Annotated in this window: 14 protein-coding genes; 11 read left to right on the top strand and 3 right to left on the bottom strand. The window is 41.4% G+C overall.

The features are described 5' to 3' along the window. Positions 1 to 5,514, bottom strand: coding sequence for a T9SS type B sorting domain-containing protein (locus QVH07_RS02580; RefSeq protein WP_289998567.1), 5,514 nt, complete (start codon positions 5,512 to 5,514; stop codon positions 1 to 3). 82 nt (positions 5,515 to 5,596) lie between these two features. Between QVH07_RS02580 and QVH07_RS02575 the strand changes: the two genes are divergently transcribed. The 4 genes from QVH07_RS02575 (at position 5,597) to QVH07_RS02560 (ending at position 10,668) form a co-directional block, all read left to right on the top strand. After that, entirely contained in the window at positions 5,597 to 6,643 is a 1,047-nt protein-coding gene (locus QVH07_RS02575) for a PorP/SprF family type IX secretion system membrane protein (RefSeq protein WP_289998566.1), read from the top strand. Positions 6,644 to 6,648: 5 nt separating this feature from the next. Beyond that, positions 6,649 to 7,887, top strand: coding sequence for a M48 family metallopeptidase (locus QVH07_RS02570; protein WP_289998565.1), 1,239 nt, complete (start codon positions 6,649 to 6,651; stop codon positions 7,885 to 7,887). Positions 7,888 to 8,411: 524 nt separating this feature from the next. Next, on the top strand, positions 8,412 to 9,593 hold the full coding sequence (locus QVH07_RS02565) for a DUF4934 domain-containing protein (protein ID WP_289998564.1): 1,182 nt from the start codon (positions 8,412 to 8,414) through the stop codon (positions 9,591 to 9,593). A 196-nt stretch (positions 9,594 to 9,789) separates the two neighbouring features. Next, positions 9,790 to 10,668, top strand: a complete 879-nt coding sequence (locus QVH07_RS02560; RefSeq protein ID WP_289998563.1) for a phytanoyl-CoA dioxygenase family protein — start codon at positions 9,790 to 9,792, stop codon at positions 10,666 to 10,668. Positions 10,669 to 10,675: 7 nt separating this feature from the next. On the opposite strand, the gene QVH07_RS02555 is transcribed toward QVH07_RS02560, so the two are convergent. Continuing rightward, positions 10,676 to 11,497: a sugar phosphate isomerase/epimerase family protein gene (locus tag QVH07_RS02555; protein ID WP_289998562.1), complete on the bottom strand. Its 822-nt coding sequence runs from the start codon at positions 11,495 to 11,497 to the stop codon at positions 10,676 to 10,678. A gap of 91 nt (positions 11,498 to 11,588) precedes the next feature. Here QVH07_RS02555 and QVH07_RS02550 point away from each other — a divergent pair, with 91 nt between their 5' ends. The 6 genes from QVH07_RS02550 to QVH07_RS02525 all read left to right on the top strand — a co-directional run bounded on the left by QVH07_RS02550 (position 11,589) and on the right by QVH07_RS02525 (position 17,178). Continuing rightward, positions 11,589 to 12,632: a twin-arginine translocation signal domain-containing protein gene (locus tag QVH07_RS02550; protein ID WP_289998561.1), complete on the top strand. Its 1,044-nt coding sequence runs from the start codon at positions 11,589 to 11,591 to the stop codon at positions 12,630 to 12,632. Between the two features lie 16 nt (positions 12,633 to 12,648). After that, positions 12,649 to 13,029 carry a VOC family protein gene (locus QVH07_RS02545; protein ID WP_289998560.1) on the top strand — a complete coding sequence of 127 codons (381 nt, stop codon included), beginning with the start codon at positions 12,649 to 12,651 and terminating at the stop codon, positions 13,027 to 13,029. Between the two features lie 116 nt (positions 13,030 to 13,145). Next, positions 13,146 to 14,447: a sensor histidine kinase gene (locus tag QVH07_RS02540; protein ID WP_289998559.1), complete on the top strand. Its 1,302-nt coding sequence runs from the start codon at positions 13,146 to 13,148 to the stop codon at positions 14,445 to 14,447. A 77-nt stretch (positions 14,448 to 14,524) separates the two neighbouring features. Then, positions 14,525 to 15,541, top strand: coding sequence for a ThuA domain-containing protein (locus QVH07_RS02535; RefSeq protein WP_289998558.1), 1,017 nt, complete (start codon positions 14,525 to 14,527; stop codon positions 15,539 to 15,541). Positions 15,542 to 15,549: 8 nt separating this feature from the next. Next, on the top strand, positions 15,550 to 16,401 hold the full coding sequence (locus QVH07_RS02530; RefSeq protein ID WP_289998557.1) for a sugar phosphate isomerase/epimerase family protein: 852 nt from the start codon (positions 15,550 to 15,552) through the stop codon (positions 16,399 to 16,401). 39 nt (positions 16,402 to 16,440) lie between these two features. Next, positions 16,441 to 17,178 carry a class I SAM-dependent methyltransferase gene (locus tag QVH07_RS02525; RefSeq protein WP_289998556.1) on the top strand — a complete coding sequence of 246 codons (738 nt, stop codon included), beginning with the start codon at positions 16,441 to 16,443 and terminating at the stop codon, positions 17,176 to 17,178. An 88-nt stretch (positions 17,179 to 17,266) separates the two neighbouring features. Here the strand turns inward: QVH07_RS02525 and QVH07_RS02520 are convergent, their stop codons facing one another. After that, positions 17,267 to 17,800: a dihydrofolate reductase family protein gene (locus tag QVH07_RS02520; protein ID WP_289998555.1), complete on the bottom strand. Its 534-nt coding sequence runs from the start codon at positions 17,798 to 17,800 to the stop codon at positions 17,267 to 17,269. A 68-nt stretch (positions 17,801 to 17,868) separates the two neighbouring features. Here QVH07_RS02520 and QVH07_RS02515 point away from each other — a divergent pair, with 68 nt between their 5' ends. Beyond that, on the top strand, positions 17,869 to 19,206 hold the full coding sequence (locus QVH07_RS02515; RefSeq protein WP_289998554.1) for a sulfatase family protein: 1,338 nt from the start codon (positions 17,869 to 17,871) through the stop codon (positions 19,204 to 19,206). The last annotated feature ends 35 nt before the right edge of the window (positions 19,207 to 19,241 follow it).

Genomic DNA, 19,241 nt, shown 5'->3' with positions numbered 1-19,241 from the left:
TTACTCTATTACTGTTATCGCTTTGGTTTGCGTTTGGGTTAAATTTTGATCTCTACTGGTAAACTCAACTACTACGGCATATGTTCCATTTGGTACAAATTCTCCACCAACCGTTCCATCCCAAGGGCAAAATTCCTGTCTAGGCTCGATATTTTCATGCTCACAGAAGAAAATCAATTCACCCCAACGATTGTAGATGTAGACATTTACATCATCAATGTATTCATTAGCATAGAGGATGAAGTTTCGGTTAGGATCATTGAGAACCAAGGCATCCGGGAATACTATTCTTAAAGCACAATCTTCAAAAACTTCAATAGTTTCCACGAATTCGCAACCTAAATTATCCGAAACTGTAAGCTCATAAATCCCAGGTTCGGTTGGGGTAAAGACGGCATCGGTAGAAACCTCTTCTCCATTTAAAACCCATGAATAATTATCATAAACCCCAGGGTCTATGGATAGTGTCACTCCTTCAACTGCACAAATGGTAAATCCACTTGGTACAACCGGAGGTAAAATAGTAGACCTCACCACGGTTCCGTTCGCTCTTCCCAGATCACACCCGGCAGCACTTCGCAAAAGAACTTCATAAGTTCCTTCCTGATCAGTTTCTACTACAGGAAGATCATCCCATTGAGGGATTCTGGTTCGAGTTCCACCCTGAACAGAATACCACTCAATGTTTGCTACACTTGTGAGATCTGCTTCTAGAGTCATTATTGTGGTGGTCTGATCACCACAAAATGGAGTTACATCCAAGTTTACATCTACAGATTCCTCCAGATTTTCAGCTACGAAATCAATGCTATTCACTGGGCAAAGTCCTCCCGAAGCAGGTTGGACTTCGAGTGAGTAATTCCCATCTCGCGGAGGAGTAAAGGATTGTGATCTACCTACGATCACTCCACCTTCATCCTTCCAAAGGAAAATAACATCAGCAGGATCAGCATTATTCAAAATCGCTTCATAAGTCGTTCCTGCCTGGCAATCTGTGATGGGGCCAGAAAGATCGAAATCAATGATTTGAGTAATGTCTGCATTTAAGGTTAATTCCAACGGGCAATCAATTCCAGCCGGATCTTCACCCAAAAGCGTGTAAGCTCCACTTTGAGAAATAGTAAAAGTGCCGTCCGCATTGGGATTAATTATTGCCCCACCCGAATCTCTCAAAGTGTAATCTAATGCCGATTCCGAACTTGGCTCAAAAGTAAATTCACCGCAGGCTGTAAAATTGGAAGGAGCTGAGAATACCACTTGATTTCGCTCGGCCACTTGGTATAAATTTGGATCGGGAATCGAGCAATTCGAAGGATCTAAAAGCTCTATGGCATATTCACCCTCAGGAACCGGAACTTGTATGAAATCGACACTGGTAAAAGTTCCGCTAAACTCAAGACCATCACCCTGCCGAGTCAATAAATAGCTTCCTGAAATGGGTGCACCAAAAGTGATAGTGAGGCTGCCATCTCCAACACCGTTTGGAGTACAAATTTCATCATTTACGGTAACTGTATTTGAGTAACCAGCTGGAGGATTAAGATTCTCTACTGAAACTGTTGCGGTGTAGAAGCAGCCCGTTCCATTCTCGGCCTCAATGGTGTAAACTCCAGGGTTTAAGTTTTGGATTTCCAGAATATCACCGGCATTAACATTCATGAAGCTCTCCCCTGTTTCTACGACTGTCACTGTTTCAGCAGCTGCCTGCATGGTAATGCTGAAGGCCCCATCCGCAGATGCACAGTCCGTCGCTGCTGTTGTCTGAGTTGCCTCAAATAGAGGTAATTCATTGACAAGAAGATCAATCCTTTTCTCAATGGTACATCCATCAAGAATTGGATCCTGAGTTACGAAGATGATTTCATATTGTCCTGGGCCAGGGAGGCTTTCTATATTTAGGTCCAGCTCAAAGAAGGTTCCCAGCGAAACCCTATTTCCATCACCATTTAGCTCATAGAAATACTGTCCTTCTATGGGAGTATTCGGAGCAAATAGCACATTAATGTCTTCATAGCAGACTTCTTCCGAGGTTTGGTCCAAATCAAATTCAAAAGCAGGTCCAACAAATACTTCGGCAGTTGACGGGCAGGATTCAAATAGCAAAGCCTCATCATCCGACAACCCATCAGGCACTCTGTAGCTCACTTCTACAGTATATATTCCCTCTTCATCCACAGTTATGGAATTGGAATTTTCGTCACCAAAAACTTGACCTCCGGCGTCGGTCCATAGGAAATCATAAAGACCTTCTGATGGATCATAATCATCTATGGCTGTCAAGGTAGCAGGTTCTTCGGAGCAGAAGGTAATGGCATCTGGAAGGGTTAGCTCCGGTGGGGCTTCAACTAAAACCTCGCCTTCGGCAAAGAAATAATCAGGGTCGCCACATCGATCCACTCGCAAAGACACGGTGTATGTTCCGGGCTCAGTAAAAATTTGTTCCAAGGTCTGGAATTGGTCACCTGGTCCTCCGAATTCATCCTGAAGAACTGTACCATCATCACTGATTACTGTCCAGAAGTAAGAATCAATATCTGGTTCTCCTCCACCTTCGAATAAGGCTCCGGCTCCCTCATCAGGGTCCAAACACAACCTTGCAGGCAAAGCTAAAGCAGGCTCAGGAATTGAACTTCCAGAATTCCGCACAAAGGATGGCAAGCCAAGATTAGTCGTTCCGGGCATCGGATCCACAGCATCCTGATTAAAGGTGGAATTTGCATTACAACCAGCACCGACATTGATTTGACCAATTTGATTTGAGCCAACTACCGCAACGTAAATTTGTCCGTCAGGACCAATTTGAAGTGCACCGAGGTCCAATCCTGAAGTCTGATCAATGGTATTTCGGGTACTTAAAATACAGCTTTCAATTGCAGGCCGATCATCTGCATTTTGGAAGCAAGAAGGACAAGTGGCTGCATCAGGATCGTCATTATCTACTGCACGGATATTAAACTCTTCGACTCCAGGTCCACCATTCCGGTAGGAGACAAGTATCCGCTCACTACTGTCTGAAAATTCTAAACCATAAACATCGCCATCACATCCTAAATCTAATCTGGCATATTCTGTAAGTTCCCCTGTACTCTGATCGAAATCAAAAATCTCAAGCTTGTTACAGCCATTTTCGGAAATGGTTACGGCCAGCTGTGAGCCATCAGGGCTGAACTTCATGGCACCAACTCCAGAATTAAAGCCGTGATTACTTCCTACTGAGCTTAGGACGGGTTCACCAATTCCATTCTCAGTGACTGGGTAGGCCCTGAATGTGTTATTTCCCAACTCATGGAACATCACCCAAGTGGTGTCACCAGAGCTTAAGGCTGCGCTATGTTCTGTGGAAGGGCTGAAGAGGAAATTATCTTTGGTTGTGACGTTTCCCACACCATTCTGATTTTGGGCTTTAATATCAACCAGGGAGTACTTTACTTCATTTTGCCCATTTGCTGACCTTTGGGTGGTGAATAGGTAGTATAGGGTTTCATCTTGGGGAACTCCCACAGCGATCACGGACTGGCTTGAGGAATTATCTCCCCCGATGTCCTCTCCATTTTCCATCAGATTTCCATTCAAATCCCAAACAGACTGTCCATCTGTGTAGAAAAGAACTTGCCCATCTGAACCTGAAATCGTGGTAGTACCCGCAGGAATATCTCTCGGGTGCGCTTCTTCGATTGGTCTTGGTGTAGGGGCATCCGGATCATCTGGGTCTGGATTAAAATCCAGTCCTGCGCCGTCCCCGAAGAGCCAGACATTATTCGATTGGTCTTGAAGGTCCCAGACTTGAACTCTGATTTCAGCATATGCATAGCACTCAGAGCCTGGTTCTCTTACCAGCGCCCAATATGTTCCTGGTAAACAAACCTCATTTTCTTGCCTATTTGTCCACCCTTCGTCTCTGAAGTTAGACCAGAAATATTCGTAATTCTGCCCACCACCTCCTGGCGCTTCACCTCCTTGCTCGCCTTCCATGGCTTGTGCCTCCAGCAAAGCTCCAATATCCACACATTGGCCTTCACAAATGGTAGTGTCTTGGGGTGTGAAATTGGCTTCAAGATTATTTTCAGTCAATGGAATAGTATTCGTCGCGGTGCGGGTAACTCCATCAGCGAAGGTCACTGTTAAAGTAGCAGAAACACTTTGACCTGTAGCTGCATCTGCAGGTATTAAGAAATGCTCCTGATTATATTCTCCATCGACTGGGTTACCTAGAGAATCGACTAATGGTGGGTCAAACTCCCAGTTAAAGCTTACTGGCCGATAGTTCTCAGGTGTTATTTCACTTGTAAGTTGTATTGGGTTATTCGCACAAGGCATATCAGGTTGCCAGGTGAAACTCACGGTTGGGTCGATGTCCGCATTTGGGGCGAAAGTAGGAAAGATTGTACCGCAAAAATCTACTCCATTAAATGGGTCGGACTCTACATTAATGCCTAAAGGGTCTGTTTCGTCTGGATTGGTTACTCTGCCTATTAATTGAGGACCTCCATCCACTTCCTCATAGAGATAGTACAAGTTGCCATCAGGCCCTGTTTTGATATCATATACAGCCTCTAATGAATCATCCAGTGGCATAACTTCCGGATCAGCTGAAAGATCATCTGTAGGAACTCTGAGTAAATCATTTCCTCTGGAAAAATAAATAAAAGCTCCATCAGGGGAGAATTCGGCTCCACCAAATGGCTCGGCACCACCTGACTGATCAATGACTTGAGGATTTCCAAATGTTCCAGAACTTGTATCAAAATCCAGTACAACGATTTCACCACCAGTACCTGGAGGAATAAGGATTAGTTTCTGCTGATCAGCATCAAAAACAATTGCCTCTGGAGTAAAACCAATGCTTTCTGTATCGGTGACCGTAAAATTACCCTCCCCAGAATCAAGCCTTCTTGAAACAATATTGCCATTATCAAAACTGATTAAATAGGACGGAGAAGCCGGAGACTTAACCACCAATAATGCTCCTTCAGCATCTCCAATAACATTGTCCTTAGAAATAACCTCTCCCAGGGGTCTTTCATTTCCAACAGCCTGCCCTGGTGCATTCATATCTACCAGAGAGTATTGAAGCTGACCTCCTGGGGAAATGTAGAAGATGTAAAAAAGCTTATTTCCTTCTGGATCGTACTCCAAAAACCCTGTGGCTACGGTCTGTCGTCCATCAATATTGCCGTTAAGGCCTGGTGCTGATCCTTGCAAGGGATTTGAACTGTTGTCATAGACTAGTTCGCCATTGGTTAGAAATAATGGTTGGCCCGTAATCGGGTCAATAGCTATAGCATTGTTATTTTGTCCGATGAGGACAGTACCTGGCAATGTCTGAACTGTGGCGGTTTCACCTTTGCCGAAGGATAGATAATTATTTGGTGTTCCAGCACCACAATACCCAAAAATCCATTCATTGTCATTAAAGCCTTGAGCCAATGAGACAGATGAAAGACAGAAAGCAATAAAAAATGTACATAGAGCAAAAACTGACTTCAACCTTATGGAATTAAGTGGTCTTTTCATACTTTTCGTGTCGCTTATAAAACAAGAACAGACACTAAACGTTTTAAAGGGCGACTGAATATTCAAATTAACGAACAAATACTTGTTACGGTCTTCGATTTACATTGTTTTTTTTGTAATTCTCGGTATTTCCAGCATTACACCGGCGTTTGGGCAAGACCCTCAGTACAGCCAATACTATGCGGCCCCCTTATATCTCAATCCGGCAATGGCTGGAGGGGAGCTAACCGGTAGAATTGGTTTTAATTATAGAAATCAATGGCCCAGCATTGATGCACAGTTTACTACATTCTCTGCTTATTATGATACTTATCTGCCAGATTATAATAGTGGAGTGGGGGTAATGGTCATGCAGGATACCGAAGGTGCAGCAAAACTTCGCTCCACTACTATTTCGGCGCTTTATTCATATGAACTTCGATTAGGGGAGAATTCTTACTTCAGGCCTGGATTTCAGGCAAGCTACATCAGAAGAGAAATCGGTTTCTTCGAAAACCTAGTATTTGCTAATCAGATTAACCCAAGTGATCCCTTTGGTCCCCTTTTACCAGGAACAGATATTCCAGGTCTTGGTGATCCAGTCAATATGCTTTCGCTTTCATTTGGAGGGCTTTTCTTTACTGAAGACTTCTGGATAGGTGGTTCGGCCCATCATGTGAATAGCCCAAATCAGTCATTTATCGATGGAGTAAGCCCCTTGCCCACTAAATTCTCGCTTCATGCAGGGTATAGAATATCATTAGGAGAGGGTTCCTTAAGAAGGGATTTCACCCACATGCGTAAAGAGCGATATTTTACCCCTACCATTAACTATAAGCGCCAAGGACCTTTTGAGCAATTGGATGTGGGAGCGTATTTTTATGTGGAGCCTATTGTGTTTGGACTTTGGTATAGAGGTTTACCTTATAAGCCTGTGGAGGACCAAAGTAACCGTGATGCCATCGTGATGATGGTGGGAGTGAATCTATTAAGCGGTCTGAACATTGGTTACAGCTTTGATTATACCGTTTCCCAGCTGGGCATCCAGTCGGGGGGAGCACACGAATTAAGTGTTTCCTGGACTTTACCAAACAAGTATCAGGGCAAACCAAACCGGAGAGATACCATACTTCCGTGTCCTAAGTTTTAATTTACATGTCAGCTGAAATTCTCACCTATCTTTTGATTGGGGTTTTGGTTTTTGGGTTTTTCTGGGAGAAGCTGTTGAGTTTTTTAAATAATAAGCAGCCCGTCCCTGATATTCCTCCTAGCCTTAAAGATCATTTGGATCAGGATAAGCTTCGCAAAGCCAAGGAGTACCAAAAAGAAAATTTCTGGTTTGGACTTCTAACCGGGACTGTTTCCTTTTTAATCACATTGATTTTTATTGGCTTAGGTTGGTTTGGGAAGATCGATATCTGGGTCAATTCATTTGAAATTTCACCCTTACTTCAATCGGTTGTGTTTTTTGCCTTGATCTTTATCGGATCTGATTTGTTAAGTCTGCCCTTTGATTATTACGGAACATTTGTCATCGAAGAAAAGTATGGATTCAATAAAACCACAGTGAAAACTTTTTTTGCAGATAAGTTTAAGGGCTACCTACTTTCTATGATTATAGGTGGAGGTCTTTTGATTCTCTTCCTCTGGCTTATACATCAAATGGGCGAGAACTTCTGGTGGCAGTTTTGGATCATTGCCGCTGTGTTTATGGTTTTTGTGAACCTGTTTTACACTTCTATCATCCTTCCATTATTCAATAAACTCACGCCTTTGGAGGAGGGTCCCTTGAAGAAGAGGATCGTTGCCTATGCAAAATCGGTAGATTTTCCCCTGTCCAATATTTACGTGATGGATGGAAGTAAACGATCTTCCAAGGCAAATGCTTTTTTCTCGGGCTTTGGCAAACAGAAAAAAGTGGTTCTTTTTGATACGCTAATTGAACAGCACACCGAAGATGAGCTGGTCGCAGTACTTGCTCATGAAGTGGGACATTATAAAAAAAGGCATATCATCTGGGGGATGGTCGCTTCGATCCTCCAGATAGGTCTTCTGCTTTTTGTGTTGGCTCAGTTTATTTTTAATGAGCAAATGAGCCTGGCTTTGGGAGGTCAAGAATGGTCAGTAGAACTTAATCTGATTGGTTTCATTATGCTTTTTTCACCCATAAGCATGTTGATCGGAATCGTGATGAACTGGCTGAGCAGAAAGAATGAATTCGAGGCAGATGCTTATGCGAGAGATACCTTCGCCGGAAAGCCATTGGCGGAAGCGCTCAAAACGCTTTCTGTCAAGTCCCTTAGCAATATCAACCCGCATCCCTGGTTTGTCTTTGTGAACTATTCACATCCTCCATTGTTAGAGAGACTGGATAAATTAGAAAATAAGATTTAGTTTATGTTAGCTGAGGTAACCAATTGGAAATCAAAAATTTGTAAACTATCAGTCAACTAAGCATATAGAAAAAATCATTCAAACCTTTGATTATTTATTTTTTTTTTTTTTCAACTTCCAATAAGTTTCACTTTTAAACTAATTAATCATGAAAAGGGAAATCTTTTATTTATTCAGTTTTGCATTTCTTCTGTTTTTAGGAGTTCTGGCTGTTGATTTACGGAGTGACAGCCAAGAAAACTTAGTTACACAAAAATTTCGAATGTAGCCTTAGCGTTTGGATGTGGTGAAGGACATTTCAATCATCATGAAGGTTTCACGAATGGAACAGTATGCTATGGAAGTTCTGGAAACCCAACGGATTTTACAGTTCTTCCTTATGACGATTGCAGGGCAATGCTAAACCAGTGTTGTGCATTTCCAGCGGACGCACCTCAATGTCCTAGTTTCGGAGGTTGATAAATTCTTAATAACTTAAATGAATTGAGTATTCACAAAATGTGAATACTCAAATAAACCTTTTTATGAAGCAGCTGCTCCAATTGAGTCTTTTCAGTTTGTTTTTAATTTTTTCCTGCAAAAGGGTGGAAAATAATCAAACAAATTTTACAGAAATCGAGATTGATCTTGAAAACCCCAAAGAATTACTTTTTTCTCAATTGTTTGACACTTGTTTTTTCGTTCCCTTACCATCAGAAATTCCTCTTGGTGAGGTTCAACAAATGATCATTGGGGATAGGATAATTACAGTTTTAGATTCAAGGATAAGTAAAACGGTTTCAACCTTTAATTTCAAGGGAGAATTAATTGCACAATTTGCTGAAAATGGAGATGGCCCAGGGAAATATTTAAACCCACATGGCATTGTTTTATCTAGTGACGAAAATGAAGTCTTTGTTCACTGTAACATGTCAAGAAAGGTAATTGAGTATACCTTAGATGGAAAATTGTTAAGTGAACATATCTTAAGTTCGGTTGGTGCAATCGATGATATTGAAATATCATCTGATGGATTTATCACTTCAATCACAGATGGCTCATTTGTGGATGGTAGTAAAATAGCGTTCTACGATGAAGCTTTCTCAAAGCCGATTTTCCCTTTCGGAAATTACTCTCGGTTATCGTCTGAAGAAAAGAATGTAGGAAAAATTAATTTCCTGTATCCCGAGTTCGGAAAAGATAGTTTTTACTTTCAAGATATTCTTTCACCGATTTTTGTCCACATTGAAAAAAATCGAATTGATGATATTTTTCGATTTTCTTTTTCAAGTCGAGACTTACTTTTGAAGCATCCCGAACGTAATGCTAGCGAATACTTGTTCATAAGTCGCAATGAAGGCTTGGCTTACTTATTGGGAAATCATATCGACGGTGGAGATTTCATGTTATTGGATATCATGGACTCAGGGAACTTGGGTTTAGTTTTATGGGATAAACAGTCAAATGAGGCATTTAAAGTGACCAAACTAGTGAATGACCTCTCTTTGCTGATGAATTTTAATTCGATTCCTTCGAGCTATAATCATACGCCTGGGTATTTAAGTTTAATTATTCCTTTTTCTATGTTTTCAGAAATAAGGTCCAAAGTAGACTTGACCTTAAACCCCTATGAAAGCATAATTCAAGGCATAAATATGGATGATCCCGAAAGTTATATTTTGCTTACTTATCGAGTAAAGAAAGATGTGGAGTTGTCTATTGATTGAATATGGTTTATCAGGGAAAAGTTTTCTTTAAGTTTATCTCCCCTTAGCAATATCAATCCACACCCATGGTTTGTCTTTGTGAAATATTCACATCCTCCTTTAATGGAGAGATTGTAGAAACTTGAAACAGTCAACAGTTAGAAAGGGCAAGCGTCAGAAAATTATTTTTATCTTTTCATGAATAAAACTTAGGCTTATGCAAGATTTGGCAGATTTTCATGCACCCGTTTCTGATCTCTTTTCCCAGCCAAAAAGTGCCTCCGATTGGGAGCAATATCGCTTGAGCAATGAGCAGCTAGAGTTCTTTGAAGAGAATGGCTACATAGCTGGAATTAAGCTTTTGGATGAAAATCAGATCGAAGCCTTAAAATCTGCACTAGATGAGGTGATGGACCCTAAGCATCCTTTGCATGGTCTATTCCATGAATTTCATAGTAATGAGTCTGGTGATCCCAATAAGGTGCTTTTTCATTCTCTTGGACACTGGAGAATTCATCAGGCTTTTCATGATGTGATCTGGAATCCTGCATTTAGAATGGTGGCTTCCCAGCTGCTTGGTGATCGGCCTGTAAGATTTTGGCATGATCAGCTATTCTGTAAGCCTGCACACCATGGTGGGAATGTAGCTTGGCATCAGGATTACAGCTACTGGACCAGAACCATTGAAATGCAGCATCTCACCTGCTGGTGTGGGCTGGATGATGCAAATGAAGAGAACGGCTGCCTTCAATACGTCCCAGGATCTCATCGTTGGGGCTTGCTAGAGAAACCAGCTCTGGCAGGTGAGATGGATGGTCTGATGGAGATGATGACAGAGGAGCAAAAAGCAGATTTCAAACCTGTGGCCATTCCATTAAAAGCTGGATATGGGGCATTTCATCACCCACTTTTGGTACATGGGAGTTTTGCCAATTATTCTGATCGATCCAGAAAGGCCTTTGTGCTAAATGTATTTGCAGATGGAACCCTTTCTGACTCGGATGAGCCTTTGCTGGAAGGAGTTCCAGCCATTAAAAAAGGATCAAAGCTGGAAGGAAAATTCTTTCCTCTCATCTTTGATCCTGCTGAAGTTTAGTCTAGGCTTATTTCAGATGTTTCTGGATGAATTTGACGCTTTGGGGTATTTGAGCTACTGACCTGGAGCTTTCATCCTCAATGACCAGATATTCTGTGCCTTGCTTTTTGGCTTCTTTGATAATTCCCTTGATGTCTAAATCACCTGTACCCAGGACTACATTGGTTTCAACATCCGCGTGCCCATTTTTAGTGTCTGCTGTGCCTTTTTGTCTGTCCTTCATGTGAAGAACAGGAAACATACCTGGGTAATCTTTCATGTATTTAAGCGGATCTCCACCTCCTTGCTGAACCCAATAGACATCCATGTTAAACTTAAAATTCCTAGCGTTTTCAAACATATAATCTATTAAAAACCCATCTTCAGTTTCGGTGAATTCATAACCATGGGGATGATACAATAGTGTAATACCTTCCTGGGCTAGCTTTGCACCAGCTTCATTAAAAAGATCTGTAGCAGCGGTTAATTCTTCTTCAGAAATCGGACCATCTGGATGAGGGATCCAATAGCAGGTGGCATATTTGGCACCAAATCTTTTGGCGTTCGCGATGATGGGAGAAAGGTCCTCGGAAAGCTGATTGTAATCTGCACCCACTCCGATTATTCTCATATCATGATCAGCCAGCATCTGATCAAATTCCTCTTCGGTGTAGCCGTATCCGCCACCTCCTTCCAGCGCATTAATACCCCAAGTGGGAATCATTTCAAAATATTCACCTGGGTTATCTGCAAGTTCATTTCTAAGACTGTAAAGCTGAAGTGCTATTTCCTGGGCGCTAACCGCCAGTGAAGTAAGTAGTGCCAAAGCAAATAAGGTTAAGCGTTTCATGGTTTGTATTTTTTGGGTTGAACATCTAAAATAGCAAAATCTATTTGGCTTCCTGATGAAATCCGTAAATTGAAACATATCAATTTATTTCATGAAGACATCTCGAAGAGACTTTCTCAAAACCACCTCAACCCTAGGACTTGCCATGAGTATTTCACCTGCTTTTTCCATCAACTCAAAAAAAGAAGAATTAATCGGACATGGAGATTTCCAGTATAAAGTTGATCTTAAATGGGGGATGCTCGACCCGGCAAAGATTCCTGTGGTGAATTGCCATGAAATGGTCATGGATCGAAAAGGGAGAATGATCATGCTGACTGATGAAGCCAAAAATAATGTCATAATTTACGATCAATCTGGCAAATTGCTCAAAACTTGGACCCTGGGGCTGGATAGAGCACATGGCTTGAGTTTAGTGGACGAGGGAGATGCAGAGTATCTTTGGATAGTAGATAATGGTGGGAGAGTCTTGAAGACTACCTTGGACGGGGTGGTAGTTTCTGAAATAGTTCATCCACAAAAAGAAGGAATTTATTCAGAGGAAATGGGCTGGGTGCCCACTGAAACAGCAGTAGGACCTAATGGAGATCTTTACATAGCTGATGGATATGGTTCCCAATATTTTCTTCAATACGATAAAGAGGGTAATTTCATTCGAAAGTTTGGAGGCCCGGGAAATGAAGACGCTCAATTCAGCACAGCCCACGGGATAGCCATCGATAGTAGGGGAGGCAAGGCTCCTACGCTCATGTGTACATCCCGCGGGCATAATTCTTTCAAAAGGTTTACGCTGGATGGGGAGTACATGGAAACGATTTTTTTACCGGGGGCTTTTGTTTGCAGGCCTGTGATTCATGGGGATGAACTATATGCTGGGGTTTGTTGGTCCAGACTTCGATATCTAAATCAGACCGATAATTCAGGTTTCGTGACTATCCTGGATAATGAAAATAAAGTAGTTTCAAATCCAGGTGGAACAGCTCCAGAATATAAAAATGGGGAGCTTCAATTGATGATTCAGGCGGAACCAATTTTTAAGCACTGTCATGATGTATGCATCGACCAGGATGAAAACATTTATGTATGCCAGTGGAATGCAGGTAAAACTTATCCGATAAAGTTAATCAGATCCTAATTTTAACTCCAGAGATATGAAAGTAGTACACGCCATGTGGTTTGAAATACCAACAAAAGATTTAGATCGAGCTATTTCCTTCTATGAAAAGGTTTTTGAATGTGAGATCAAAAAGGTTGATATGGGAGATTTTAAAATGGGGTGGTTTCCTACTGATGGGAAAAGTCCTGGGGCTACTGGAAGTCTTGTTTACCATTCGGACTTTTACAAGACTAGTGATAAAGCTGGACCACTTATATATCTCCATTCGGATGATTGTAATGGGGAGTTAGCCAGGGTGTCAGAAGCAGGCGGAAAGGTACTAATTCCTAAAAAGGAAATTTCTCCGGAGCATGGGTTCATGGGGGTATTTATCGATCCTGAAGGAAACAGAATAGCTCTCCATAGCCTTCAATAGTATTAGTTTTACAATGTCGGCTTTAAATAGTCTAAAAAAATATTTAAATACTTAACTTTTTCTTTTGAGCCTTTTAGGGACTTTGTATATTCGCTTTCCCAGTTGAATACCTCTAAATGTTAAAAAAATCTGATTCCGGCCGCACGGATGATAATTTTTTCGGTTTACCCCAGCTTCAGGAAAGAGTAGCTTTACTCTTCACCTTGCTTGCGGCCATCCTCATGGTTTTTTTGGCTATCTCAGATTTCTTTTTGGGACTCAATTCTTTTTTGGTTCTACTTAAGCTAGGTTTGGCCATCCCTTTTCTAGCGGGTTACTTCATGGTCAGAAAAAGGGTTTACTACGAACCGGTACTGAATGTTTTACTGGTGATCGCCCATGTAGGGATCTTTTTTAATTATGTCAATAATGACGGTTACAGGGGGCCTACGATTTATACGTATTTTATTCTGATCGTTGTTTTTGCAGTTTTACTTAGAGGTTGGGCAAAACCTGCATGGTTTGTGGGTTCATTGGTCGCCTTTGGAACAGTTTTTTACCTCGAAGTTCAAGGGTATATCACTGTGGTAAGGAATTATGCAGACATTCCCAGTCTTTATCTGGATCACCTAATCACCATCTTCTGGTGTAGTTCATTTATTTTCATTGGTCTTAACCTCTTCATATCTAGGTATAAAAAACAAACTGAGCAACTCGAGGATTTGAGCCAGAGGCAAACTGAAAGCCTCATGCAAATCCAGCAAGTGAATGAGGAGAAAAACAGGCTTTTAGCTTTATTGGCTCATGATTTAAAAAATCCAATTGGTACTCTGAGTACCACACTTTCCTTGGTTGATGAGGGCTTTTTTGATAAAAAAGATTTAGATAAAATTCTTCTAAATCTCAGAGATCAATCCTACCACTTAAATAAGGTTTTGAATAATACACTAAGCTACGTAATGACAGAGCTCGAAATTGAAACCCAGAAAATCGAGGAGGTAGATTTGGTCAAATTCACTGATGAACTAAGGAAGGCTATGCAGGTGCAGGCAGATCAAAAGAAGCAATTGATTGAGTTTGAGGTGAAGGGACAGACTAGAGTCTTGCCATTGAAAATAAATGAAATCAGTATCATCTTAAAAAACCTTCTCGATAACGCCATTAAGTTCTCTGATATTGGGGCTCATGTATTTTTCACTTTGGAAATCCTGCCAAATCTGATTAGTTGGAGAGTGGTCAATGAAGGAGTGGAGATCCCAAAAGAAGAAAGGGATGAAATATTCGTTTTCCAGGCGAAAACCTCGTATGGTACTACTCAGGAGAAAGGGACAGGTTTGGGTCTTCCACTTTCAAAAAAGATTGCTGATGCTAATGGATTCAATTTAGGCTTTGAATCCAGCTCCTTTAAGACTGTCTTTTTTCTTGAAAAAAGTATCTGAAAACCGCTCAAAGGAATATGCATTTTAGATTTGCATTCATAGGCCTTTTTTCATTTCTTCTATTGAAATTCGACACTATGAAACCCAATATTAGCCTAGCTTTTTTATCTCTGTTATTCGCCTTGATTTTAGGCAGCGTTCAAGCTCAAAACGGAGAAACTTATTTGAACTTTCCATCAAAGGATGGTCCAGGGAAAGGAAAGCATGTGGTACTTTTAGCCGCAGATGATGAGTATAGGTCTGAAGAGTCCATGCCAATGTTGGCGAAAATTCTTTCACATCGATATGGTTTTGAAACGACTGTACTTTTTGCGATTGAGCCAGAATCAGGAAATGTAGTACCTAACTTTCAGAATAATATCCCCAATCTCCAGGCGCTGGAAGGTGCTGATTTGATGATCATGCTGATTCGTTTTAGAGAACTTCCAGATGAACAAAGCAAATTCATTGAGGATTATGTTAAGTCAGGCAAACCCATTATAGCTCTTCGTACATCCACACATCCCTTTGCCTATCAGAAAAATCTCGATTCTCCCTATGCTAAATGGGATTGGAAAAGTGATGTTCCCGGATGGGAAAGAGGTTTCGGTCAAAAGATATTTGGGGAGACCTGGGTGGCCCATCACGGTGTACATGGGAAAGAGGGAACCAGGGCACTGATCAGTGGTAGAGCCCAAAATGAAGACCACCCTATTCTGAGGGGGGTGAATGACATTTGGGGTCCATCGGATGTTTATGCCATTAAGAACCTGCCCAAAACAGCCGATATTTTAATTTACGGTCAGTCCACCTCTGGTATGACCCCTGACTCCCCTGTAAATCTTGATAAATCCATCATGCCGATTGCTTGGACCATTCCGTACCAGATAGAGGGCGGTAAACCTGGGAAAGCCTTCGTCACCACGATGGGAGCTTCTCTTGATTTCCAAAATGAAGATTTAAGAAGACTTATTCTGAATGCATCGATGACTTTATTGGGGATGGGTGATTTGGTATCACCAGACTTAAATGTGGATTACGTGGGAAATTATTCACCGACCATGTTTGGTTTTGGCACATTCCGAGAGGGGATGAGAGTTTCTGACTTTAAATAATCAAAAGCATGAATAAGATTGGTTTCAATGTGCTAGCCTGGTCCGCCGTAGTTTCGGAAGATTTATTCCCGATTCTGGACCGGCTAAAGGAAATAGGCTATGACGGGGTAGAATTTTTTGTAGGGCCCTGGGAAGAGAAAGCATTTAAAAGGGTGGGTAAGCACTGTGCTGACCTGGGTTTAGAAGTCACTACCGTGACGGTGATGGGAGAAGACGAAAACCCCATTTCTCCACATACCAAAGTTCGCCAAAAGGCAAAAGAAAAACTCCAGTGGGTGCTGGATCGGGCGGCCGATTTGGGATCAACAGTCCTATGCGGTCCATATCATTCGGCTTTTGCGACTTTTGAATCCCGGGCTCCTGAGCATGAGGATTATTTTCGCTCCGCAAAAGTCATGTATGCGACGGCTGAATATGCTGAGAGTCTCGGTATTTTATGCACTCCAGAAGCTTTGAACAGATTTGAGTGTTTTCTCTGTAACACCATGGAGCAGCTTGATTATTTACTCAAGGAAGTGGATCACCCAAATATGAAGGCGATGTTTGACACTCATCATGCAAACATGGAGGAGAAAAGTCTTTCTAAATCCATTGAATATATAGCTCCGAAACTAGGGCATTTTCATATTTCAGAAAATGATCGTGGTACGCCCGGCTCAGGTCATATTAATTTTGATGAAGTTTTTGCGGCTTTGGCGAAAGCCAAATATGAAGGATGGCTCACCATAGAAGGGTTCACCAGAAATGATCCGGATTTTGCGAACTCCATTGGAGTTTGGCGAGAATTTTCTGAGCCCTGGGAAATGGCTGAAAATGGATATAAGCTGATTAAAAGTATGCTGGAAAAGCATAGTGATTAGTTCTTCCCAACTTTTCATTCATAAAAAGGTTAGCTAAATATGAAAAAGCTAACCTTTCTTTTTGTCTCTTACCTAACGGTTTTATTGGGCTGGTCGTGCGAGGCTCAGAATGCTAATGATGAAAATTCTCCATATACCATAACCAACCCAACCCGTGACGGAACAGGTAAAATTTACTTGGGCCGGGAGATTTCTCAAATCATGGGTTTTGCAGGGAAAGATTGGCTTGAGCGCCAAAACAGGGAACAAGAGGAAAGTGTTTCCAAGGCAATCGAAAATCTCCCTGTAGATGGAAATAGTGTTGTCGCCGATATTGGCGCAGGTTCAGGATACTACACTTTTCGGGTGGCTCCAAAGGTTCCAGACGGGAAAGTCTATGCCGTCGAAATCCAGGATGCAGCCATTGACTATTTAAATCAGAAGGCCAATGATTTAGGTTTTACGAATGTTGAGACCATTAAAGGAAGTGAGAAATCACCAAATCTTCCTGAGGGTGCTGTTGATCTTGCCTTTATGGTCGATGTTTACCATGAACTTGAGTATCCGGTCGAGATGCTGGCCAATATTCGCAAGGCTCTAAAGCCAAACGGAAAACTTTTGTTGATCGAGTATAGGGGAGAGGACCCAACCATCATGATTAAACCTCTTCATAAAATGACTGCGGCTCAGGCCAAAAAAGAAATGAAGGCGAATGGATTTAAGTTTGTGGAAAACGGAAAATTTATGAAAATCCAGCACTTTCTGGTTTTTGAAAAGGATCCAAAATTCGAGAATTGAAGATCAATATTTTCAAAATCATTTTGGCCATAATAATAAACCATTTTTCGCTTGGTTTAAGAAGCTAAGGGCTTTTGACTTCTTGGATTTAGACCTTCCGTTTGTAGGTCAGGATGACTGCCCCAGTATCGAAGGGCTTTGTATTCACTAATTCAAATTGAGTTTCCTTTGGATGATTAGGGAAAAGTGGGATACCATTTCCAATGATGGTGGGAATAATACAGATAATCATCTCATCTATTTCATCCATGTTTAAGAGCTCCGTAATGATTTCACCTCCCCCTACTAGCCAGACACTTTTTTGACTTTTAGATTTAATCAGTTCTATATTTTGTTGGCTTAAGGCCAAAGCTTGGGTCCTTGTAGTTTTGGTTAAATACCCCGCTTTTCTGGTGAAAATGAAACTTTCATACTCCGAATATGGCCAATCAATACCAAAGCTTAGTATCTTTTCATAGGTGCTTCTCCCCATTATCACTGTATCGATTCCATCGATAAACTCACCGTATCCATAGTCAAGTTTATTTGGATTTGGAAGGTTTTCCAACCAGTCGATATCTCCATTTTTTCTTGCTATGAAACCATCAAGACTGATGGCTATATAAAGTTTGATTTGGGCCATAAGGGAAGTTATCCATTTCTACAATTATTCAGGGGAAAGCTATTAAAGACTTTTTGTAATTTGTTCAAATGAGATATTTCTGGACTTTTTTTCTTTGCCTTTTAATTAAAAGCTTTGGGCTGAATGCCCAAGAAAAGCCTAACATTATTTTTATTCTGACCGATGACCAGCGATGGGATGCCTTAGGCTATGCTGGAAATGAAATCATCCAAACACCAGAAATGGACAGATTGGCCTCAGAAGGTATCTACTTTGAGAATGCCTTTGTGACCACCCCGATTTGCGCAGCTAGTAGAGCTTCGGTTCTTACTGGCACTTATGAACATACCCATGGGTATACATTTGGGAAAGAGTTTGAAGAGAGCTTTGCTCAAAGTTCCTATCCTGTCCTCATGAGAAATTCCGGTTATGCAACGGCTTTCTTTGGTAAATTTGGAATCAATTATCCCAGGTTTTCGGAAATGTTTGATGTGGGAGATAGCTATGATCGAAATGGGAATTTCCAGGATCGAAGAGGTTATTTCTACAAAACCATTAATCAGGATACGGTTCACCTTACTAGATACACAGGTCATCAGGCAGCCGAGTTTATCAGAGATCAGAGCCCTGATCAACCTTTTTTACTGTCATTGAGTTTCTCCGCTCCCCATGCCCATGACCCGGCTGAGGATCAATATTTCTGGTCAGCAGAATACGATAACTTGTATAAAGATCTACAGATACCAGACCCAATTCTGAGCGATGACAAGTATTTTTTAGATCAGCCCAATGCCGTGCGGGAAGGGGAAAATCGGACCCGATGGTATTGGAGATATGATTCTCCAGAGAAATACCAAAAAAGTATGAGGGGATATTATCGGATGATTTCGGAGGTAGATTCAGAAATTGGAAGGATTCGTAAGATTCTAGATGAACAAGGCATAGCGGATAATACTGTAATTATCCTAATGGGTGACAATGGTTATTTCCAGGGTGAAAGGCAATTGGCAGGGAAGTGGCTCATGTATGAGAATTCGCTTCGTGTTCCTTTAATAATTTATGATCCAAGATCCGGTTTTAGCAAAACTGTAACAGATTTCGGATTGAATATAGATATCGCTCCGACTATTCTGGGATTTGCAGGTGTTCCGATACCAGCCTCTTGGGAGGGAGAAAACCTCGCAGATTATGTTCGCGGAAAAAGACCAGCCAAAAAGCGAGAAACCTTCACTGTGGAACATCTTTGGGAAGTGGATATCATTCCGGCTAGTCAAGGAACGAGATGGAAAAACTGGAAGTATTTCCGGTATTTGGAAAACCCGGAATGGGAGGAATTATATGATTTGGATTCAGATCCATTGGAGGTCAATAATTTGATTGATGACCCTAAGGCCAAGAAGGTTTTAAAAAAATTGAGGATGAATTAACCCTTGGATTAAAAGACAGAGCGGTTAAGAATTTC

This window comes from Algoriphagus sediminis, assembly GCF_030403435.1.
GTDB lineage: Bacteria > Bacteroidota > Bacteroidia > Cytophagales > Cyclobacteriaceae > Algoriphagus > Algoriphagus sediminis.
The sequence above is the reverse complement of the archived record's forward strand: the minus strand, read 5'-3'. Positions and strand labels throughout refer to the sequence as shown.

Bases quoted from the DNA above. Each gene is read 5' to 3' on its own strand.
- QVH07_RS02580 (WP_289998567.1), bottom strand. From the start codon at position 5,514: ATGAAAAGACCACTTAATTCCATAAGGTTGAAGTCAGTTTTTGCTCTA.
- QVH07_RS02570 (WP_289998565.1), top strand. From the start codon at position 6,649: ATGTCAGCTGAAATTCTCACCTATCTTTTGATTGGGGTTTTGGTTTTT.
- QVH07_RS02565 (WP_289998564.1), top strand. From the start codon at position 8,412: ATGAAGCAGCTGCTCCAATTGAGTCTTTTCAGTTTGTTTTTAATTTTT.
- QVH07_RS02560 (WP_289998563.1), top strand. From the start codon at position 9,790: ATGCAAGATTTGGCAGATTTTCATGCACCCGTTTCTGATCTCTTTTCC.
- QVH07_RS02555 (WP_289998562.1), bottom strand. From the start codon at position 11,497: ATGAAACGCTTAACCTTATTTGCTTTGGCACTACTTACTTCACTGGCG.
- QVH07_RS02550 (WP_289998561.1), top strand. From the start codon at position 11,589: ATGAAGACATCTCGAAGAGACTTTCTCAAAACCACCTCAACCCTAGGA.
- QVH07_RS02545 (WP_289998560.1), top strand. From the start codon at position 12,649: ATGAAAGTAGTACACGCCATGTGGTTTGAAATACCAACAAAAGATTTA.
- QVH07_RS02540 (WP_289998559.1), top strand. From the start codon at position 13,146: ATGTTAAAAAAATCTGATTCCGGCCGCACGGATGATAATTTTTTCGGT.
- QVH07_RS02535 (WP_289998558.1), top strand. From the start codon at position 14,525: ATGAAACCCAATATTAGCCTAGCTTTTTTATCTCTGTTATTCGCCTTG.
- QVH07_RS02530 (WP_289998557.1), top strand. From the start codon at position 15,550: ATGAATAAGATTGGTTTCAATGTGCTAGCCTGGTCCGCCGTAGTTTCG.
- QVH07_RS02525 (WP_289998556.1), top strand. From the start codon at position 16,441: ATGAAAAAGCTAACCTTTCTTTTTGTCTCTTACCTAACGGTTTTATTG.
- QVH07_RS02520 (WP_289998555.1), bottom strand. From the start codon at position 17,800: ATGGCCCAAATCAAACTTTATATAGCCATCAGTCTTGATGGTTTCATA.
- QVH07_RS02515 (WP_289998554.1), top strand. From the start codon at position 17,869: ATGAGATATTTCTGGACTTTTTTTCTTTGCCTTTTAATTAAAAGCTTT.